We start from the raw sequence: 18,479 nt of genomic DNA on the forward strand, positions 1-18,479 counted from the left end.
CCGGGCCGACCGGCCCCCGCCCCGTTCCCGCCCCGTTAAAGGAGTCTTACACGTCCGGCCCTACCGTGCCGACACCGTCCCGAAGCCCCTCGACGCTCATGAGTTGCCGTCCATGGCCGTGATCGCCGCCTTCATCATCAATGCCGGGCTCAACTTCGTCCTCGGCCTGCTGATCGCCAAGCTGCTCGGGCCGGCCGATTTCGGCCGGTTCGCCCTGGCGACCACCGGGGCGACCGTGCTCAACACGGTGCTGTTCGAGTGGCTGCGGCTCTCGGCGACGCGCTTCTACTCGGGGCGGGTGCGGGTCGACGAGCCCTGGATCCGCCACGGGCTCGACCGGGCCTATCTGCGCATCGGCCTGCTGCTCCTCGCCGCCGCCGCCCTGTGCGGGGCCCTCGGTCTCGGCGACGGCGCGGACGGGCACGCGGCGGTGCTGTGCGGCACCGGGCTGGCCGCCCTCGGCATCGGCGTCTTCGACTATCACGCGGCCCTCGCCCGGGCCCGGTTCGACGGGAAGCTCTATCTCGGCCTCGTCGCGGTCAAGAACGTCCTCGCCTTCGCCCTGATGGCGGCCGCCGCATGGTGGCTGCCGCAGCCCGCCTGGGTGCTGGCCGCGGCCGGGCTCAGCCAGTTCCTCGCGGTCCTCCTGCTGCGCCACCCGCTGCGCGACCCGCGCACGCCGTTCGAGCGGCCGCGCCTGTCGGCGACCTGGGGGGTCTTCGCCCGCTACGGCCTGCCGCTGATCGCCGCCAACACCGCCTATCAGTGCCTCGCCTTCGTCAACCGGGGCGCCGTCGCGGGCCAGGCCGGCTTCGCGGAGGCCGGCTACTTCGCCCTGGCGGCCGACGTCACCGCCCGCGCCCTGATGACGCTCGGCACCGCCCTCGACCTGCTGCTGTTCCAGCTCGCCGTCCAGGCCGAGGAGCGGCACGGGCGCGCCGCCGCCGAGGCGCAGGTCGCCGGGAATGCCGGCATGGTGTTCGCGCTGCTGGCGCCCTGCGCGGTCGGCTTCTGGGCCGTGCTCCCGGCGCTCCAGGCGCTGGTGGTGCCGGACGCCTATCGCGGCCCGTTCGAGAGCTACAGCGTCGCGCTGATGCCGGGCCTGTTCTGCCTGACGATGATGTTCTACGCCCTCAACCCGGTCTTCCAGATCCGCCGCCGGACCCTGCCGGTGATCGCCGCGGCCCTGGTCGGGCTCGCGGTCAACGGCGCCGGCCTGCTGGTCCTGCCCGACCGGATGGGCGGGATCGGGGTCGCCCTGGCGCAGACCGCCGGCCTCGCCGCCGCCGCGCTCTGGCTCGGCGGGCGGGCGCTCACGGGTCCGCAGCGCATCCGCCTGCCCTGGGGCGGGATCGGGGCGGCGTCGCTGGCCTGCGCCGCGATGGGCCTGACGCTGGCGCCGTTCCGCCACCTGCCCCCGGCCACCGCCCTGGCGGTGCTGGTCCCGGCCGGGATGGCCCTCTACGGGGCGCTGGTCTGGATCTTCGACATCGCGGGCCTGCGCCGCCAGGTCGGCGCGCGCCTGCATCCGGCGCGGGCGGTGGCGGCGGAATAGCCGTCCCGGCCGCCGCGGAGAAAAGCCCGCCGCTGAAAGCCCCGGCCGGCCCCGCGACGCCGCCCCCGCTTGAATCCGGTCGCCGTTCCGGCGACACCCGTCCTGGAACGGATACAAACAGCACCGGGACGGAAACGATGGGCGTCTACGAGCCCGAGACCGAGGCGCAGGCCGGGGCGATCGTGCGCGACGCCGCCGGGCGGGGCGCGCGCCTGCGGCTCGAAGGCGGCGGCACCGCGGCGGGGCTCGGCCGGCCCGCGCAGGACAGCGACACCCTCTCCGCCCGGGCGCTCACCGGCGTCACGCTCTACGAGCCCGCCGAGATGGTGGTGGCCGCCCGCGCCGGGACGCCCCTCGCCGAGGTCGAGGCGCTGCTCGCCTCCCGGGGCCAGATGCTGCCGTTCGAGCCCATGGATTTTCGCGGCCTCTACGGCACCGGCGGCGAGCCGACCCTCGGCGCCGTGGCGGCGATCAACAATGCCGGCCCGCGCCGGATCAATGCCGGGGCGGCCCGGGACAGCCTGATCGGCGTGCGCTTCATCAACGGCCGGGGCGAGGCGATCAAGTCGGGCGGGCGGGTGATGAAGAACGTCACCGGGCTCGACCTTGTGAAGCTGATGGCCGGCGCCCACGGGACGCTGGGGCTCCTCACCGAGGTGACCTTCAAGGTCCTGCCGGTCAGCGAGCGGGTCGCCACCCTGGTGTTCTCCGGCCTCGACGATACCCGGGCGGTGACGGCGCTGTCGGAGGCGCTGGGCTCGCCCTTCGAACTGACCGGGGCGGCGCACCTGCCCGCGGGGATCGGCGCCCCGGAGGCGCGGACGCTGATGCGCTGCGAGGGGTTTTCCGACTCCATCGCGTACCGGACGGGGGAGCTGCGCCGCCTGCTCAAGCGCTACGGCCAGCCGGAGATCGTGGACGGCGCGGCCGGCGGCGCCCTCTGGCGCTCCGTGCGCGACGCCGCCCCGCTCGCCGAGCCCCGGGACGCCGCCCTGTGGCGGATCTCGACGGCGCCGACGCGCGGGCCGGCCCTGGCGGCGGCGGTCGCGGCCGAGCGGGACGCGCGCTGGTTCTACGACTGGGGCGGCGGCCTGATCTGGCTCGCCACCGGCGCCGACGGCGATGCCGGCGCCGCGCCGGTGCGGCAGGCGGTGCAGGCCCAGGGCGGCCACGCCACGCTGGTGCGCGCCCCCGACGCGGTGCGCGCCGCCGTGCCGGTGTTCCAGCCGCTCGCCGAGCCGTTGATGCGGCTCGGCGCGGGGATCAAGGCCGCGCACGATCCCGCCGGCGTGCTCAACCCGGGCCGGATGTACGCGCAGGTGTGAGGTTAATCCCCTCCCCCCTGCGGGGAGGGGCCAGGGGTGGGGGTGGTGCAGGAGGCACCGCAGCGCTCGATCCTGAGCCACCCCCACCTCCCACTCCTCCCCGCAAGGGGGAGGAGAGCAGGCAGGAAGAGACCGTGCAAACCAACTTCGCCCCCGCCCAGCTCGCCGACCCCGCCATGGCGGCCTCGGAAAAAATCCTGCGGACCTGCGTGCATTGCGGCTTCTGCACGGCCACCTGCCCGACCTACCTGCTGCTCGGCGACGAGCTCGATTCCCCGCGGGGCCGGATCTACCTGATCAAGGATATGCTGGAGGGCGGCAAGCCTGCCTCGCAGGAGGTGGTCAAGCATGTCGACCGCTGCCTCTCCTGCCTGTCCTGCATGACCACCTGCCCGTCGGGGGTGCATTACATGCACCTGGTCGACCATGCCCGCGCCCATATCGAGACGACCTTCGCGCGCCCGGCGGATGACCGGTTCCTGCGGGCCGTGCTGGCGCAGGTCCTGCCCTACCCGGGGCGATTCCGCCTGGCGCTGATCGCCGCCAAGCTCGGCGCCCCGTTCCGGGGTCTCGTGGCGCGGCTGCCCCGGGTCGGCAACCGGCTCGCCGCCATGCTCGACCTCGCCCCGGCCGGGAGGCCGCCCCGGGAGCCGACCAACCGGCCCGGCCGGTTCCCGGCGACGACCGGGACGGCGGGACGGCGCGTCGCCCTGCTGCGCGGCTGCGCCCAGAGCGTGCTGCGGCCGGACTTCAACGCGGCGGCGATCCGCCTGCTCAACCGCCACGGGATCGAGGTGGTCCATGCCCAGGAGGGCTGCTGCGGGGCGCTGACCCACCACATGGGCAAGGAGGCCTCGGCCCACGCCCACGCCAAGCAGACGATCGACGCCTGGGACGCGGAGATCGCCAAGGGCCTCGACGCGATCCTGGTCACGGCCTCGGGCTGCGGCACGACCATCAAGGATTACGGCTTCATGTTCCGCGACGACCCGGCCTATGCCGAGAAGGCGCGGCGGGTCTCGGCGCTGGCCAAGGACGTCACCGAGTACGTGGCCCTGCTCGACCTCGCGCCGGTCGCCGAGACCGACCTCGTGGTCGCCTATCATTCGGCCTGCTCGATGCAGCACGGCCAGGGCATCCGCCTGGAGCCCAAGACTCTGCTCAAGCGCGCCGGCTTCACCGTGAAGGACGTGCCGGAGGGCCATATCTGCTGCGGCTCGGCCGGGACCTACAACATCCTGCAGCCGGAACTCGCCGGGAAGCTGCGCGCCCGCAAGGTTGCCAACATCGAGCGCATCCGCCCCGACGTGATCGCCACCGGCAATATCGGCTGCGCCACGCAGATCGGGAAGGGCACCGGCATCCCAATCGTCCACACGGTGGAGCTGCTCGACTGGGCGACCGGCGGCCCGAAGCCCGCGGCGCTCGCCGGGGTGGCGCCGCGGCTCGCGGCGGCGGAGTAACGCATCGGCGAACGACGCGCGCGCCGACCTAAGCCCACCTCCGCGCGGGCCCATCGCCCGTGACAGCCCCGTGACATCTATTCACGCTTGACCCTTGCCAAATCCGCGCGGCGGTCTGTAATGATACCGACCCCTCTCCGGTCCCGCCGGTCGCCGCAACGGCCCGCGGACGTGGCCGAATTCCTCGCGAAAACGGCCGCGGCGTCGCGGCGGGCCCTGTCGTCCCGTCTGGCGGCGACGGGTCTCGCCCCCGATCGGGCAGGTGTCGCACGACGCGGCGGAGATCCTCCGTCGCACCCCAGGAATTCACGGCCGGTCCCGATCCGGCCGAGATTGTTTCGCGAGGTCGGAACCAGGATGGACGGAAGCACGGCCCAGCATGGCGCTGCGCGTGCCCCGGAGGCGCAGGACCTGCGTCGCACCGGTCCGTCCGCCCACCCGGCCTGTTTCAACCCCAGGCGCCCAGGGCGCCGAACGGCGGTTGACGGCAATTTCCCCTCGAACCCAGCCGCCTCGGCGACGAGGCCGGCGCCATCGGCGACCGCATTCCGGTCGTGCGAGGCGCCGCCGGGACCACGGGCACGGAGAACGACGTCGGCCGCCATGCCGAGAGTCCGACATGGCCAACAAAATGCTGATCGACGCGATGCACCCGGAAGAGACCCGGGTCGTCACGGTCCAAGGGTCTAGGGTCGAGGAATTCGACTTCGAGGCCGCCAACCGGCGCCAGCTGCGCGGCAACATCTATCTCGCCAAGGTCACCCGCGTGGAGCCGTCGCTCCAGGCGGCCTTCGTGGAGTATGGCGGCAACCGCCACGGCTTCCTGGCCTTCAACGAGATCCACCCCGACTACTACCAGATCCCCCTCGCCGACCGGCAGGCGCTGCTGGAGGAGGAGGCGCGCGACGCCGAGGAGCACCGCGAGCGCGAGGAGCGCCGCCGCCGGTCGCCGCGCCGCTCCCGGGGCCGCCGCGCGGAGGCCCGCGTCCGCGGCACCGACGAGACGGTGAGTGCCGAGGATCCGCACGCGGCGCATCCGGCCGAGGATCACGGGGCGGATCACGGCCAGGGTCATGACGCGGATCACGGGGCGGACCATTCCGAGACCCCCGCCGAGACCCCCGCCGAGGCCGGGATCGCCCCCGCCGGCATGCCCGACGCCCTCGCCGAGAACCCCGAGGCGGTGCAGGAGGCGCTCGCCTCCGAGACCGAGGCCGGGGACCTCCCGGAGACCCGGGCGGAGCACGCCGCCGATCCGGCCGCCGAGGCGCGGCCCGAGCCCTCCGCGGCCGAGCCCGACGACGCGGTCGAGCCCGAGGCCCGGATCGCCGTCGCGGAGGCGCTGACCGTGGCCGACGCGCCGGCCGAGACCGTGGCGGAGGATGCCGCGGAGGCGTCGGGCCGCAGCGGTCCGGCCACCGGCGAGGCCGACGAGCTGTCCGACGAGGACGAGCCCGAGGAGGACGAAGACGACGAGGACGAGGACGACTCGGAGGACGACGAGGACGAGTCCGACGAGGATGAGGATTCGGACGAGGAGTCTGACGAGGAGTCGGACGATCCCGACGCCGAGCCGCGGATCGCCCAGATCGGCGGCAACGGCGACGCGCTGGCCGAGATCCCCGAGCGGCCCCGCCACTACCGCCGCCAGTACAAGATCCAGGAGGTGATCAAGCGCCGCCAGATCATCCTGGTGCAGGTGGTCAAGGAGGAGCGCGGCACGAAGGGCGCGGCGCTCACCACCTACCTGTCGCTGGCCGGCCGCTACTCGGTGCTGATGCCCAATACCGGCCGGGGCGGCGGGATCTCCCGCAAGATCACCTCGGCGGCCGACCGCAAGCGCCTCAAGGAGGTCGTGGCGGACCTGGAGGTGCCGGAGGGGATGGGCGTGATCCTGCGCACCGCCGGCGCCTCGCGCTCCAAGCCCGAGATCGCCCGGGACTTCGAGTACCTGATGCGCCTGTGGGAATCGGTCCGGGAGCTGACGCTCACCTCGATGGCCCCCGCCCTGGTCTACGAGGAGGGCTCGCTGATCAAGCGGGCGATCCGCGATCTGTTCAACAAGGATCTGGATGAGGTTCTGGTCGCCGGCGAGGAGGCCTACGCCGAGGCCAAGGACTTCATGCGGATGCTGATGCCCGGCCAGTCCAAGGTCGTGAAGCCCTACCGCGATTCGACGCCGATCTTCGCCCGCTTCGGGGTCGAGCAGCAGCTCGACGCGATGTTCTCGACCCATGTCTCGCTGAAATCCGGCGGCTACCTGGTGATCAACCCGACCGAGGCGCTGGTCTCGATCGACGTGAACTCGGGCCGCTCGACCCGCGAGCACGACATCGAGGACACCGCGCTGCGGACGAACCTGGAGGCGGCCGAGGAGGTCGCCCGCCAGCTGCGCCTGCGCGACCTCGCGGGCCTGATCGTCATCGACTTCATCGACATGGAGGAGAAGCGCAACAACCGCGCCGTCGAGAAGAAGCTCAACGACTGCCTGAAGAACGACCGCGCCCGCATCCAGGTCGGCCGGATCTCGCCCTTCGGCCTGATGGAGATGAGCCGCCAGCGCATCCGCACCGGCGTGCTCGAATCGTCCTCGATCCCGTGCGTGCATTGCGGCGGCTCGGGCTACGTGCGCGCCACCGCCTCGGTGGCGTTGCACATCCTGCGCTCGATCGAGGAGGCGCTGCTCAAGTCGGCCTCCCACAACCTCGTGCTGCGCACCCGCACCGAGGTCGCCCTCTACATCCTCAACCAGAAGCGCGGGCACCTGCGTGAGCTTGAGGTCCGCTTCGGCGTGACCATCACGATCGCGGCCGATGAGCGGTTGGCCGCCACCGCGGCGTTCCAGCTCGACCGGGGGGAGACGGCCCAGCGGGCGGAGGGCCCCGTCACGGGGGTGCGCGCCCAGGCGATCTCGCCCACGACGGAGCTCGAGGACGAGGACGAGGAGATCGACGAGGTCGAGGTCGGGGTCGAGGCCGAGGCGGAGCCCGAGGGCGACGCCGAGGAGGGCCGCACCGAGGCGCGGGAGGACGGGACCCGCGACGAGGGGGACGGCCGCCGCCGCCGTCGCCGCCGCCGCCGGCGTGGCGGCCGCGCGGACGGCCGCGCGGAGGACGGCCGGTCCGAGGAGGAGCAACAGGACGGGGCGCGTCCGGACGAGGACGGCCGGGACGAGGACTGGGACGGCGAAGAGCCGGCCCGGACCGAGGAGCCCGTCGGCGAGACGGCCGAGGCCGCCGTCGCGGCCGGGAGCGGGACCGCCGACGAGACCGCCGCGGGCCAGGACGAGGCCGTCCCGGCCGAGGACGAGGGCGGCCGTCGCCGTCGCCGCGGACGCCGGGGCGGACGCGGGCGCGGCGAGGGCCGCACCCGCGAGGCCGCCGAGACGGAGGACGCCCCGGCCTCCGCCGAGGACGTCGTCGCCCTGTCGGCGGAGGAGCCGGTGAGCGACCGGGCCGTGGCCGAGGTCGTGGAGGCCGCGCCCGCACCCGCCCGCGGCGAGACCGCGGTGGATCTGCCGGTGGCCGCCGCGCCGGAGCCGGACGCCGCCGAACACCCCGCGGCGAACGGGGCCGCCGAGCCGGCCCCTGAGGCCGCGGTTGACTATGCGCCCGAGCCGGTCGCGGTCGTGCTGACTCCGCCGGCCGACCCGGACCGGCCCAAGCGCGCCGGCTGGTGGTCCCGCACCAAGGCCGCGCTGACGGGCGAATGAGCACCCGCCCCCCCCGGATCGGTTTCGGTCCGGGGGCGCGGCACCGGGCCGTCTTCGGCGCCGGACAGGCGCGCCGCAGCGCCAGCCGACCCGATAATCTTAAGGCCAATTTGAAGATTTGATGCCATTCTGCGCACCGATTCGATTGCCGGAGCGCCTTTCATGTTCAATTTGCGCCTCAAACGCCGAGGTGCGGGGCTTCCTGCCGTAGCGGAGGCCGGCCCGGCGGTGATCGTCGCCGCGGCGCCGGCCGCGCCGGATCCGCGCCCGGAACCGGAGTTCTCCGTGAGTCGGGACTGGCAGGCCCTCCTGGCGCGGATGTCGGCCGCGGCCTCGGATGCCGGGACCTCGATCGGCTGGATGACCAACGATGCCACCGGCACCGCCGAGCAGACGCGGCTGATCGCGGCCGCGAGTGAGGAACTCGCCGCCACCACGGGTGAGATCGCCGCCCGCTCCACTTCGGCCGCCGAGACCGCCGAGACGGCCCGCGCCGGCATCGCCACCTGCGTCGGCGACCTGCAGCGCGCCACCGAGGGGATGCGCGGCATCGAGGAAGGCACCGAGGAGATCGGCAGCCGGCTCGACAGCTTCTCGACCGCGGCCCTGCGGATCGAGGAGATGGCCGGCACCATCGCGGCGATCTCGGCCCAGACCAACCTGCTGGCGCTGAACGCCACGATCGAGGCGGCCCGGGCGGGCGAGGCCGGGCGGGGCTTTGCCGTGGTCGCCGCCGAGGTGAAGACGCTGTCGGCGCAGACGGCCCGCGCGACCGACGAGATCCGCGCCCGCGTGGCCGGCCTGCGCGAGGAGATGGCGGCGATGCAGGCCGCGGTCACCCGCAGCCGCAACGCGGTCGAGGCCGGGTCCGGCGCCATGATGCGGGCCAATGCCCGCGTCGAGGCCGAGAGCGGCGCCGTCGCCAACGTCGCGGCGCAGATGCGCGAGGCCGCCGAGATCCTGAACCAGCAGATCCAGGCCACCGGCGACATCGCCCGCACCGTCGGCCAGATCGCGGAGGGCACCGACAAGGCGCGCCGGGAGATCGGCGACGCCCTCGGCCAGCTCGAGCAGATCGAGGATCTCGGCCGCACCCTGCTCGATCAGCAGACCCGGCAAGGGGCGGAGCAAGGGACGGAGGCGCGCGTGATCCGCCTCCCGGCCGACTGCGCCCTGTGGCGCCGCGCCATCGCGGCGACCCTGGTGGGGATGCGCCCGGCGGACACGCCGCCGGCGGCCGTTCCGGCCGATCCGGCCCGGCCGGCCGCCGTGGAGGTGCCCCTGGCGCAGGCCCGGGAGCAGGCCGCGGCGATGATCCGCCACGTGCGCGCCCAGGCCTGGGACGAGGCGACCGCGGCCTTCATCGCCTTCGAGGCGGCCATCAAGGACGTGGGGAAAGCGGTCGCCGCGGCCTGACGCGGCAGCTCAGCCGTCGATCAGGCGATCGAGCCGCAAGCGGGTGATCTGCGCGACCTCCTCCAGGGCGGTCTCCATCTCGGCCGCCCGATCCCGGCCGAGGCGGGCCTCGAACGCGGCCAGGATCTCGGCCCGTCCGCGCCCGCGCACCGCGATGATGAACGGGATGCCGAACCGGGCGCGATAGGCGGCGTTCAGGCGGTCGAAGGCCGCCGCCTCGGCCTCGCTCATCCGGGCGAGGCCGGCGCCGTCCTGCTCGCGCGCCGAGTCGTCCGTCAGGCTGCGTGCCCGCGCCTCCGGGCCGGCGAGTTCCGGATGGCCGTTGAGGAAGGCGAGCTGCGCCGCCGCGGGGGCGGACCGCACCGCCCGCATCATCGCCGCGTGCAGGTCGGCGACGCTGGCGAAGGGCCGCGCGGCCCAGGCGTCCCGCGCCACCCAGGCCGCGTGCTCGAACACGCCCCCGAGGCGGGCTTCGAAGGCGCCCGCATCCATCCGGTTGACGGCGGCGAGGTCGATCACGGCCTCAGCTGCCGCGATAGGTGGTGAAGCTCCCGGGCGCGCACAGCATCGGCACATGGTAATGCTGGGCCGGGTCGAAGATCGCGAAGCGCACCACGGGGTCGTCGATGAAGATGTCGGCCTGCGCGGTGCCGGGCCGGCGCCGGAAATAATCCTCGACGTGGAAGGCCAGCTGATACTGGCCGACCCGGGCCTCCTCGGGCGCCAGGATCGGCTGGTCGGTGCGGCCGTCCGCGTTCGTCACGACGCTCTTCACGAGCCGCCACGTCTCGCCCTCCAGGACGGAGAAATCGATGCGGATCCCCGCGGCGGGGCGGCCGCGATCGGTGTCGAGGACGTGGGTCGAGATGCCGGCCATAAGTCGATGTCCTGACGGTCGGGGGATCGAGGTCAGCTGCCGCGATAGTAGGAATAGCCCCAGGGCGTGAACAGCACCGGCAGATGGTGGCGCTGGCCCGCGTCGCGGATCCGGAAGCGGATCGGCACACGGTCGAGGAAGTTCGGGCTCGGCAGGCTCACGCCGCGGGCGGCGAAATAGGCCGCGACATGCATCAGCAGCTCGTACTGGCCGACCCGCAGCGCGGCGTCGGCGAGGAGCGGCTCGGCCGGCCGGCCGTTGGCGCCCGTGACCACGCTCTTGATCGGCGTGAGGGTGTCGCCCTCCCGCCAGGCGAGATCGCAGACCATGCCGGCGGCCGGCGTCCCGTGGAAATTGTCGATGGCGTGCAGCGTCAGGCGCGGGCCGAGACCGGCCTGCGAGACCGGCGCGGCGGCGAGCGGGCCGGGCTGGCCCGGGGACGCGGGCGCCGGGCCGGCCTGGGCCAGCGCGCCGCCGGACGCGGCGGCCGCGGCCCCTCCGAGGCCGAGGCCGGCGAAGTGGCGGCGTGTCAGAGCAGGTGTCTCCACGGCGGGCTCCCGTCACGCCGCCGGCCGCGCCGACGATCGCTCATGGGGCTCCGGGAGGCAAGGGACACGCCAGGATCGGCGCGGCGCCAGGGGACGGATCTTTGCGGGGGCGCATCGCGGGTCACGGGTCACGTCATCGCGGTACGTGCAACCGCCCGGAACAAGGGCTCGGGCTGGCCCCGCGATACGGCGTAACCCTAAGCCCCCGACCCGTTCGCGACGGCGCGCCGCGCGCGCTCCTTGCGCAGTTCCCGCTCGGCCAGGAGCCAGAACTCGATCTCGAATCCCTCCGGCCGGTGGTTGCGCTCCCATAATTCGTAGGCGCGCTCGCGGATCTGCTCGAAGGGGATGGTGTCCGGCGCCGGGGCCGGGGGAGACGCGGTCTTGTCGTCGGACACGGACGATGAACCCGAGGCGTGAGGCAGGTGCTCCGGAGCCGAGGGCCCCGGAGGCGGATGAACGTCGGACGTCACGGCGACGCCGCCGGCCTCCTCACATGGCCGGCTTGTCGAGATAGGCGGCCACGCTGGTGATCCGGCTCCCCACCATCGTGACGGCCTTGCGCAGGCGCTCCTCGCTCACGCCGAAGCGCTGGGCCCAGGCCTCGCGCATGGCGCGGTCGTAGATGTCGATATGCGTCTTGCCTCTGGGTTCGGTGGACATGCTGCGCGTCCTGATCTGTGCCTGCGCCGCGGCGGTGCCGGGCCATCTGCTGAGACAACCGAGCGTCACCGCCTTCGGTTGCCGAGCCGGGCCCGGGTCGATGCGGGCCTGTGGACGGATCAGGGCCCGGGCGTCGCCGGCCGCGGGACGGGCGCGCGCCGGGGCTCGGACGGCTCCGCCTCCGGCCCGACCCGGGCGGCCACGAAGGCGGTCAGCAGCGGCACCAGCAGCGCCGAGACGACGACGCTCGCCGCCACCAGCACGGTGGCGGGGCCGGCGGCCTCCGCGTAGGCGGGGTTGGCGGCCGCGATGATCGCCGGCACCGCGGCGGCGTTGCCGGCCGTGGAGGCGGCCGCCACCCCGGCGACCCCGTTGCCCCCGGTGAGCCGGTCGGCGACGAACAGGACCGCGCCCGTGACCGCGACCACCGCCGCGCCGAGGCCGATCCCGAGCAGGCCCGCCTGCCAGATCTTGCCGAGGTCCAGCCCGAACCCGAGCGCGAAGGCGAAGAACGGGATCATCACCGGGGCGGCCCCCGACAGGAAGGCGCGCATGTCGCGGTCGAGGTTGCCCAGCACCATGCCGACCACCAGCGGCAGGATGCTGCCCACCAGCGTCGGCCACGGGAAGGCGGAGAGGCCCGCGAGCCCGAGGGTCACCATGGTCAGGAACGGGCCGGATTCGAGGCTCATGATCGCGTAGGCGCCCGCATCCTTCGGGCGGCCGAACTGGCCCATCAGGGCGAGGTACAGCCCGCCATTGGTGTCGTTCATGGCGGCGACGATCGCCAGGGTCGAGAGCCCCGCGAAGGCCCCGCCCACGATGGGCGCCTCACCCAGGACTTGGCCGAAGACCACGCCCAGGATCGCCGCGACGCCGACCTTGGTGGCCAGCAGGACGCCGCCCTTGCGGGCGATCGCCGGGGTGGCGCGGAAGTCGATGCCCGCGCCCATGCAGACGAAGAACACGGCCAGGATCGGCAGCGCGCCGTTGAACAGCGCCCCGGTGAACGAGCCGAAGAAGGTCGCGGTGTTCGGGAACAGCGTGTGGAGGATCGCCCCGAGGAAGAGCGGCACCACCATCAGGCCGCCGGGGACGCGCTCCAGCGCGCGCTTGATCGGAATCTGCATGGGCCGCCCTCCGGTGCGGCCCCTGTCCCGAGGCCGGCACCCGCACATCCCCCCGGCGCCAGCTACAACCTTTCGATAAGTGCGTGCAACACAGGGGTGAACCGCCGACGTGTCGACAACCCGGCTGCCCCATCGCCGACTTGGCCGTCGTTGCGCGCGAAGGCGGTACCGGATGTCGTCAGCCCTGTCCGGCCCGGCCGAGGCGCCTGCCGGTCCGGCGGAGGCCCCCGTCAGCGCCTCGGCCGACGGCATCTACCACGCGGCCCACACGGGAATCGCCGACGGGACCGACGCGGCGTAGGCGCGCCTGCCCAGCGAGTACGATCTCACCGGCCGCGAGAGGCCCCGGGGATGCCTTGCGGCCCGGTCGAAGGCGCGGCAGAATGCGGGCATGTCGGTCGAAGCCGTGTATCTGTTGAGGAAGGACCAGCCCGGCTGCGCCATCCGGGAGCTCGACGACGTGCGCCTGCTTTCGGACGTCGTGACCCTCGATGGGGACACGATCCCCGCCGGTCGCGAGGGGACGGTGGTCGCCGTCTGGGGTTTGGGTGACGCGTTCGAGGTCGAGTTTCCGGAACCGATGGGCGCTCTGGCGACGGTGGAAGCGGCGTGCATCGCGCGGATCGGGCGCTCGGTGCCTTGATCGACCGGGATCGGGAACCGCTTTTCGAGGTTCCCGAAGACAAGATCGTCCATTACCTGCTGAACGTGAACCATCCGAAAGACGGTCCAAAAGCCCGGTCTTTCCTGACCTTCGGCTTCGATCCGTCCTGACCCATGCAGTTGGCGGAGGCGCTGCTGGCCCAGCGGACCGCGACCGGCCTGCGGATTCAGGAAACGGACGTCGCGGGACGAAGACGCCTGATCTGCGAGGGCCCGATCGTCGCCCCCGACGGGCGCAGCCCGACCGTGCGAACGGTGTGGCAGCTCTCCGACGGCGTTGCGTGGCGTCTCATCACCGCCATCCCGCGGACACGGTGAGGAACCGCTCCGCGCCGTCTCCGCGGCATTCCTTGACCCGCCGCGCAGGACGGGCGTATCCGGCGGACACCGTCACAACACGCTGTGGTTGCCGATCGCGGGAAAGCCAGGGATGAGCGCCGGAGCAGGCCTTCGCGCGCGGCGCGCCGGTGCTGGCGGCGACCACGCCGCCATCGGGCAAACGCCGTGAGCGCCTCGCCCCTGCCAAGACGCGCCTGCCATGACCCGCCTGCCATGACCCGCCTGCCATGACCCGCCTGCCATGACCCGCCTGCCATGACCCGCCTGCCATGACCCGCCTGCGCCTCATCGCCGACGACCTGACCGGCACCCTCGACACCGCGGCCGGCTTCACCGGCCTGTGCGGGCCGATCCCGGTGGCGTGGCCGGAGATCCTGACCGACGCCGGGTCCGGGTGCCTGGCGATCGATTCCGGCACCCGCGAACGGGCGGCCGCGCCGGCCGAGCGGACCGTCGGGGCCGTGGCGCCCCGCCTCCGCGGGGCCGACATCGCCTTCAAGAAGGTCGACAGCCTGCTGCGCGGCCCCTGGGCGGCGGAGCTCGCGGCGGTGATGCGGATCGGCGCCTGGGACCGCTGCATCGTCGCGCCGGCCTTCCCCTACCAGGGGCGCCGCACGGTGGACGGGCGCCAGCACGCCCGGGGCGACGGGGGCTGGGGGCCGGTCTCCGGCGACATCGCCGCGGCGCTGCGGGCCGCCGGGCTGCCGGCGCGGCGGGCCGCCGTGGCGGAGGGCCCCGTGCCCGGCGTGGCGGTCTACGACGCGGCGTCAGACGCCGATCTCGCCCGGGTCGCGGATCTCGGCCGCGGCGGCCCGGTCCTGTGGTGCGGCAGCGGCGGCCTCGCGGCGGCGCTGGCGCGGGGCACGGCGGCGCCGGGCGACGACCGCCTCGTCGGGCCGGTGCTCGGCCTGTTCGGCTCCGACCGGCCCGAGACCGCTGCGCAGCTCGCGGCCTGCGGCCGCCACCGGCTGGTCCTGGCACCGGACGATACCGACCATGCCGGATCGGTGAGCGCGCGCCTCGATCGGGACGGCGTCGCCCTGGCGAGCCTGGCGCTCCCGGAGGGCACCGCCCGGGAGGCCGCCGCCGCGCGGATCGCCGGGGCCTTCGCGGGTCTCGTCGACCGGATCCCGCAGCCCGGCACGCTGCTGGTGGCGGGCGGCGAGACCCTGAAGGCGCTCTGCCTCGCCCTGCAGGTCGAACGCCTCGACGTCACCGGCCAGATCGCCCCGGGCCTGCCCCGCTCGACCCTGCGGGGCGGCCGCTGGGACGGGCTCGCGGTGGTGTCGAAATCCGGCGCCTTCGGAACGGAGGGCGTCTGGCGGGATCTACTTCATCGGAACGGCTTCACGCCCGACAGGAGCGACCCATGACCCCCCACCTCGCGATCACCATGGGCGATCCGGCCGGGATCGGCCCGGAGATCATCGTCAAGGCCGCCGCCCGGCTGAAGGACCGGATCGCTGTCGGTGATCTGCGGCTTGTCGTGATCGGCAGCAATCCGGCCCTGCACCGGGCCGAGGCGGCGCTCGGCCTCCTGCCCGAGCCGATCCCGGAGGTGACCGAGGACGGCGCCTGGCCGGCCCTCTGCTGCCTCCAGGCGGACGCCGAGGGCGCCCCGATCGAGCCCGGCCGGCTCTCGGCCGATGGCGGTCGCTTCGCCTACAAGGCGATCGAATCCGGGGTGCGCCTCGCCCTGGCGGGCCGGATCGGCGGCATCGTCACGGCACCGCTCAACAAGGAGGCGCTCAACAAGGCCGGCTACCACTATGCCGGCCACACCGAGATGCTGGCGGAGCTGACCGGCGTGCGCGGCTCGGTGATGATGCTGGCCCACGGCAACATGCGGGTCTCCCACGTCACCACCCACGTCGCCCTGGAGGACGTGCCCAAGCGCCTGACCCCGGAGCGCCTGCGCCTCGTGATCGACCTCACCGACAAAGCCCTGAAGGGCCTGGGTATCACGAACCCGAAGATCGCCATCGCCGCGCTGAACCCCCATGCCGGCGAGGGCGGCCTGTTCGGGCGCGAGGACATCGATGTCAGTACCCCGGTGATCGCGCAGGCCAATGCCGACGGGCTGAACATCCACGGCCCGGTGCCGGGCGACACGGTGTTCGTGAAGCTGCGCGCCGGCCAATACGACGCGGTGGTCGCGATGTACCACGACCAGGGGCACATCCCGGTGAAGCTCCTGGGGTTCGAGATCGACCCGGCCACGGGCAAGTGGATGGACCTGTCGGGGGTGAACATCACCCTCGGGCTGCCGATCATCCGCACCTCGGTCGATCACGGCACCGCCTTCGACATCGCCGGCCAGGGGACCGCCAACGAGCGCAGCCTGATCGAGGCGATCGAGTATGCCGAGCGGCTCGCCGCCTCCCGCCAGGCCGCGTGAGCGCGGCCGAGCCGCGAGGCGACCGCGGTCCGGATCTCACCCGCACGCGTCCCGCGCCTCGCCCGGCCCCTCGCCCGGCGGGCTCACAGATCGGACTGGACGACACGGTCGCAGCCACGGGTCGGTGAAGGGCCGCGGGCCCGTCAGGAGCAGGCCGTCCGGAGGGGTGGGTTCGGGGCGGATCCGTGCCGGGGCTCGGACAGGCGGATCGGCAGCTCGGTGAGGCGCAGGGACCGGCGCAGGGTCCGCGACAGGGCGTCCACCAGCATGGTCAGGAGGGCGGTCGCCCCGATCAGCAGCACGGCGACGTCCAGGCGCAGCTCCGAGATCGCGGCGTCGACGTAGAAGCCCAGCGTCGCGACGCCGAGGATGCCGAAGATCGCGCTCTCGCGCAGGATCAGTTCCCAGCGGTAGAGCAGGTAGGCCAGGAACTGCCCGTAGAGCCGCGGCACCGTCTCGTAGCTGTAGAGGTTCAGGCCCGTCGGGGCGTCGGCCCGGTAGGGGAGATCGTCGGCATGACGCCCCATCAGATAGCCGACGATGCCGGCATTGTGGATCGTCAGCGCCAGGATCGCCGGCAGCATCGAGGGTCCGAGCAGCTGCAGCAGCACGTAGGCGAGCATGTATTCCGGCGTCGAGCGCACGACGACGAGGAGGACGCGCCCGAACGGCTGGCCGATCGGACCGGCGAACCGGCGGGAGGCCAGGGGGAACAGGAGCAGGGCGCCCAGCGCGGTGGCGACCAGCGCGACCTGGGCGAGCACCAGGGTCTGGACCGCGCCGGGCAGGATCTGCTGGGTGAGGATCGGCTGGAACCAGAGCCCGAGCCGGCTCCAGGTCGCCGGGTCGAGGAGCGCGCCGGACCGGAGCGGGCTCGGGACGATGTCGTGCGTCACGAAGCGTCCCAGGCTGGCGAGCCAGTGCGTCGTCCCGACGGTCCGCGGCAGGGCGAGGACGCTGGCGACGAGGAGGACCGGCAGGGTCGCGAGCCGCATCCACAGCCGGCGCGAGCCGATCAGGGCGTAGAACACGAGGAGCAGGGCCCCAGCCTCGGTGTAGCGACCCTGCCGGAAGGCGGATTCGAGGTAGAAGCCCATGGTCGGCAGGCCGATGAAGCCGAGCACCAGGGTCGAGCGCATGGCGCATTCGAACCGGTAGAGCGTGTAATGCCGGAAGGCGGCGGCCACGTCCGGCAGGCGGCCGTAGACGAAGGCCGAGACGGCACCGGTTCCCGCGGGCAGCACCCGCAGGGCCGCGAGGTCGGCCTCCTCCATGATCTCGGAATAGACCTTGGCGCAGATGCCCGCATAGGGCAGCGCGATGGCGAGGATGCCGGTGGTGGCCGACAGGCCGAACACCTGCATCAGGAGCAGCGCCCAGAACAGCTCGTGCACGGAGCGCAGGCCGGCGCAGACGAGGCGCACGCTCCGGGCCCGGGCGAAGGGTATGGCGAGGACGAAGCCGGCCCCGGCCCCCAGCGTCACCCCGAGGATCGCGAACGCGACGGTGTAGACGACGCTCCAGACCTCCACCGCCGGGAAGTCCGGATGGAGCAGGCCGCCGAGCAGGCGCCGCAGGTCGGCCCAGGGATGGAGGCTGGTGACGGCGAGATCGGCCGCCAGGAGCGCGGCCAGTGCGCCGGCCGCGAACCAGCGCGTCACCGCCGCGTAGCCCCAGCCCGGGATCCGGCGGAGGACGCTCACGCGGCCTGCCCGTAGAACGGGACCAGGGCCGCTTCGTCGAGGTCGCGGGCGGGGGCGTCGAGCACGATGCGCCCGGCATCGAGGACGACGATCCGGTCGGTATGCGCGAGCGCCAGGGCGATGTCGTGGAGGGCCAGCACCAGGGTCTCGTGGCGGGCGGCCAGACGCTCCAGGACGCGGCCGCCCTGCGCGCGGTCCAGGGCCGAGACCGGTTCGTCGCCGATCAGGATCGGGCGCCCGTCATAGAGCGCGCGCGCCACGGAGACGCGCTGCTGCTGCCCCCCCGACAGGGCGCCGGCCTTGGCGCGGAGCTCGCCGGCGAGCCCGACCTCCCCGAGCACGTCCCGGATCTCCGACAGGTCGGCCCGGGCCGGAAACGCCAGGGTGCGCAGGTTGTGCAGGGTCGAGCGCCGGTCGAGCCGGCCCATATAGACGTTGTGGAAGACCGACAGGGTCCGCACCAGGGCCGCCGCCTGGGGGATCAGCGCGGTGCGGGCCCGCGCCTGGGCGTGGATCAACCCGAGCAGGGTCGACTTCCCCGCCCCCGAGCGTCCCATCAGGGCGACCCGCTCGCCGGCCCGGATGGTCAGGTCGACCCCGAACAGGACGGGCTTGCCGTCATAGGCCGCCCGGGCGCCCGACAGGACGATCTCCGGCTCGGGTCGGGGTACGGTCACCGCGCTGCGC

The 18,479-nt window shown here is 73.5% G+C and carries 19 protein-coding genes; 11 read left to right on the top strand and 8 right to left on the bottom strand.

Annotated features, from left to right (window positions below):
• Positions 1-112: 112 nt before the first annotated feature.
• The 5 genes from AC3IF3_RS09700 to AC3IF3_RS09720 all read left to right on the top strand — a co-directional run bounded on the left by AC3IF3_RS09700 (position 113) and on the right by AC3IF3_RS09720 (position 9,471).
• On the top strand, positions 113-1,555 hold the full coding sequence (locus AC3IF3_RS09700) for a lipopolysaccharide biosynthesis protein (RefSeq protein WP_243970089.1): 1,443 nt from the start codon (positions 113-115) through the stop codon (positions 1,553-1,555).
• A 137-nt stretch (positions 1,556-1,692) separates the two neighbouring features.
• Positions 1,693-2,880 (top strand): FAD-binding protein, encoded by a 1,188-nt coding sequence (locus AC3IF3_RS09705; RefSeq protein WP_489228518.1) that lies wholly within the window; start codon positions 1,693-1,695, stop codon positions 2,878-2,880.
• Positions 2,881-3,014: 134 nt separating this feature from the next.
• Positions 3,015-4,343 carry a glycolate oxidase subunit GlcF gene (gene glcF, locus AC3IF3_RS09710; protein ID WP_489228520.1) on the top strand — a complete coding sequence of 443 codons (1,329 nt, stop codon included), beginning with the start codon at positions 3,015-3,017 and terminating at the stop codon, positions 4,341-4,343.
• Between the two features lie 619 nt (positions 4,344-4,962).
• Positions 4,963-8,055 carry an Rne/Rng family ribonuclease gene (locus tag AC3IF3_RS09715; protein WP_489228522.1) on the top strand — a complete coding sequence of 1,031 codons (3,093 nt, stop codon included), beginning with the start codon at positions 4,963-4,965 and terminating at the stop codon, positions 8,053-8,055.
• Positions 8,056-8,217: 162 nt separating this feature from the next.
• The gene (locus tag AC3IF3_RS09720) at positions 8,218-9,471 is read left to right on the top strand and encodes a methyl-accepting chemotaxis protein (RefSeq protein ID WP_489215500.1); all 1,254 of its coding nucleotides are present in this window, start codon (positions 8,218-8,220) and stop codon (positions 9,469-9,471) included.
• Between the two features lie 9 nt (positions 9,472-9,480).
• Here the strand turns inward: AC3IF3_RS09720 and uraD are convergent, their stop codons facing one another.
• The 6 genes from uraD to AC3IF3_RS09750 all read right to left on the bottom strand — a co-directional run bounded on the left by uraD (position 9,481) and on the right by AC3IF3_RS09750 (position 12,689).
• Entirely contained in the window at positions 9,481-9,990 is a 510-nt protein-coding gene (gene uraD, locus AC3IF3_RS09725; RefSeq protein WP_489215502.1) for a 2-oxo-4-hydroxy-4-carboxy-5-ureidoimidazoline decarboxylase, read from the bottom strand.
• A 4-nt stretch (positions 9,991-9,994) separates the two neighbouring features.
• Positions 9,995-10,348, bottom strand: coding sequence for a hydroxyisourate hydrolase (gene uraH / locus AC3IF3_RS09730; RefSeq protein WP_243970078.1), 354 nt, complete (start codon positions 10,346-10,348; stop codon positions 9,995-9,997).
• A gap of 32 nt (positions 10,349-10,380) precedes the next feature.
• Positions 10,381-10,896, bottom strand: coding sequence for a hydroxyisourate hydrolase (uraH, locus tag AC3IF3_RS09735; RefSeq protein ID WP_489228523.1), 516 nt, complete (start codon positions 10,894-10,896; stop codon positions 10,381-10,383).
• A 197-nt stretch (positions 10,897-11,093) separates the two neighbouring features.
• The gene (locus AC3IF3_RS09740) at positions 11,094-11,294 is read right to left on the bottom strand and encodes a DUF2934 domain-containing protein (RefSeq protein WP_489228525.1); all 201 of its coding nucleotides are present in this window, start codon (positions 11,292-11,294) and stop codon (positions 11,094-11,096) included.
• A 94-nt stretch (positions 11,295-11,388) separates the two neighbouring features.
• On the bottom strand, positions 11,389-11,559 hold the full coding sequence (locus tag AC3IF3_RS09745) for a DUF3606 domain-containing protein (protein WP_243970073.1): 171 nt from the start codon (positions 11,557-11,559) through the stop codon (positions 11,389-11,391).
• A gap of 119 nt (positions 11,560-11,678) precedes the next feature.
• On the bottom strand, positions 11,679-12,689 hold the full coding sequence (locus AC3IF3_RS09750) for a 2-keto-3-deoxygluconate permease (protein ID WP_489215508.1): 1,011 nt from the start codon (positions 12,687-12,689) through the stop codon (positions 11,679-11,681).
• A gap of 172 nt (positions 12,690-12,861) precedes the next feature.
• Here AC3IF3_RS09750 and AC3IF3_RS09755 point away from each other — a divergent pair, with 172 nt between their 5' ends.
• The 6 genes from AC3IF3_RS09755 to pdxA all read left to right on the top strand — a co-directional run bounded on the left by AC3IF3_RS09755 (position 12,862) and on the right by pdxA (position 16,089).
• The gene (locus AC3IF3_RS09755) at positions 12,862-12,990 is read left to right on the top strand and encodes a hypothetical protein (protein ID WP_489228526.1); all 129 of its coding nucleotides are present in this window, start codon (positions 12,862-12,864) and stop codon (positions 12,988-12,990) included.
• Positions 12,991-13,080: 90 nt separating this feature from the next.
• Entirely contained in the window at positions 13,081-13,332 is a 252-nt protein-coding gene (locus AC3IF3_RS09760; RefSeq protein ID WP_489228527.1) for a DUF4926 domain-containing protein, read from the top strand.
• Positions 13,329-13,463 (top strand): hypothetical protein, encoded by a 135-nt coding sequence (locus AC3IF3_RS09765; protein WP_489215512.1) that lies wholly within the window; start codon positions 13,329-13,331, stop codon positions 13,461-13,463. Before AC3IF3_RS09760 ends, AC3IF3_RS09765 begins: the two co-directional genes overlap by 4 nt.
• A 3-nt stretch (positions 13,464-13,466) precedes the next feature.
• Positions 13,467-13,670: a DUF6883 domain-containing protein gene (locus AC3IF3_RS09770; protein WP_489215514.1), complete on the top strand. Its 204-nt coding sequence runs from the start codon at positions 13,467-13,469 to the stop codon at positions 13,668-13,670.
• A gap of 290 nt (positions 13,671-13,960) precedes the next feature.
• Positions 13,961-15,064, top strand: a complete 1,104-nt coding sequence (locus AC3IF3_RS09775; protein ID WP_489215516.1) for a four-carbon acid sugar kinase family protein — start codon at positions 13,961-13,963, stop codon at positions 15,062-15,064.
• Positions 15,061-16,089, top strand: a complete 1,029-nt coding sequence (gene pdxA / locus AC3IF3_RS09780; protein ID WP_489228529.1) for a 4-hydroxythreonine-4-phosphate dehydrogenase PdxA — start codon at positions 15,061-15,063, stop codon at positions 16,087-16,089. Before AC3IF3_RS09775 ends, pdxA begins: the two co-directional genes overlap by 4 nt.
• A 143-nt stretch (positions 16,090-16,232) precedes the next feature.
• Here pdxA and AC3IF3_RS09785 read toward each other — a convergent pair whose 3' ends face one another.
• Positions 16,233-17,792, bottom strand: a complete 1,560-nt coding sequence (locus AC3IF3_RS09785) for a PhnE/PtxC family ABC transporter permease (RefSeq protein ID WP_489228531.1) — start codon at positions 17,790-17,792, stop codon at positions 16,233-16,235.
• Positions 17,789-18,469, bottom strand: a complete 681-nt coding sequence (locus tag AC3IF3_RS09790; protein ID WP_243968890.1) for an ATP-binding cassette domain-containing protein — start codon at positions 18,467-18,469, stop codon at positions 17,789-17,791. The genes AC3IF3_RS09785 and AC3IF3_RS09790 overlap by 4 nt, the downstream gene beginning before the upstream one ends.
• Positions 18,470-18,479 lie beyond the last annotated feature (10 nt).

Source organism: Methylobacterium sp. J-118 (assembly GCF_057836565.1).

Bases quoted from the DNA above. Each gene is read 5' to 3' on its own strand.
- AC3IF3_RS09760 (WP_489228527.1), top strand. From the start codon at position 13,081: ATGTCGGTCGAAGCCGTGTATCTGTTGAGGAAGGACCAGCCCGGCTGC.
- uraH (WP_243970078.1), bottom strand. From the start codon at position 10,348: ATGGCCGGCATCTCGACCCACGTCCTCGACACCGATCGCGGCCGCCCC.
- AC3IF3_RS09705 (WP_489228518.1), top strand. From the start codon at position 1,693: ATGGGCGTCTACGAGCCCGAGACCGAGGCGCAGGCCGGGGCGATCGTG.
- AC3IF3_RS09750 (WP_489215508.1), bottom strand. From the start codon at position 12,689: ATGCAGATTCCGATCAAGCGCGCGCTGGAGCGCGTCCCCGGCGGCCTG.
- AC3IF3_RS09715 (WP_489228522.1), top strand. From the start codon at position 4,963: ATGGCCAACAAAATGCTGATCGACGCGATGCACCCGGAAGAGACCCGG.
- pdxA (WP_489228529.1), top strand. From the start codon at position 15,061: ATGACCCCCCACCTCGCGATCACCATGGGCGATCCGGCCGGGATCGGC.
- AC3IF3_RS09770 (WP_489215514.1), top strand. From the start codon at position 13,467: ATGCAGTTGGCGGAGGCGCTGCTGGCCCAGCGGACCGCGACCGGCCTG.
- AC3IF3_RS09755 (WP_489228526.1), top strand. From the start codon at position 12,862: ATGTCGTCAGCCCTGTCCGGCCCGGCCGAGGCGCCTGCCGGTCCGGCG.
- AC3IF3_RS09775 (WP_489215516.1), top strand. From the start codon at position 13,961: ATGACCCGCCTGCGCCTCATCGCCGACGACCTGACCGGCACCCTCGAC.
- AC3IF3_RS09700 (WP_243970089.1), top strand. From the start codon at position 113: ATGGCCGTGATCGCCGCCTTCATCATCAATGCCGGGCTCAACTTCGTC.
- AC3IF3_RS09720 (WP_489215500.1), top strand. From the start codon at position 8,218: ATGTTCAATTTGCGCCTCAAACGCCGAGGTGCGGGGCTTCCTGCCGTA.
- AC3IF3_RS09745 (WP_243970073.1), bottom strand. From the start codon at position 11,559: ATGTCCACCGAACCCAGAGGCAAGACGCATATCGACATCTACGACCGC.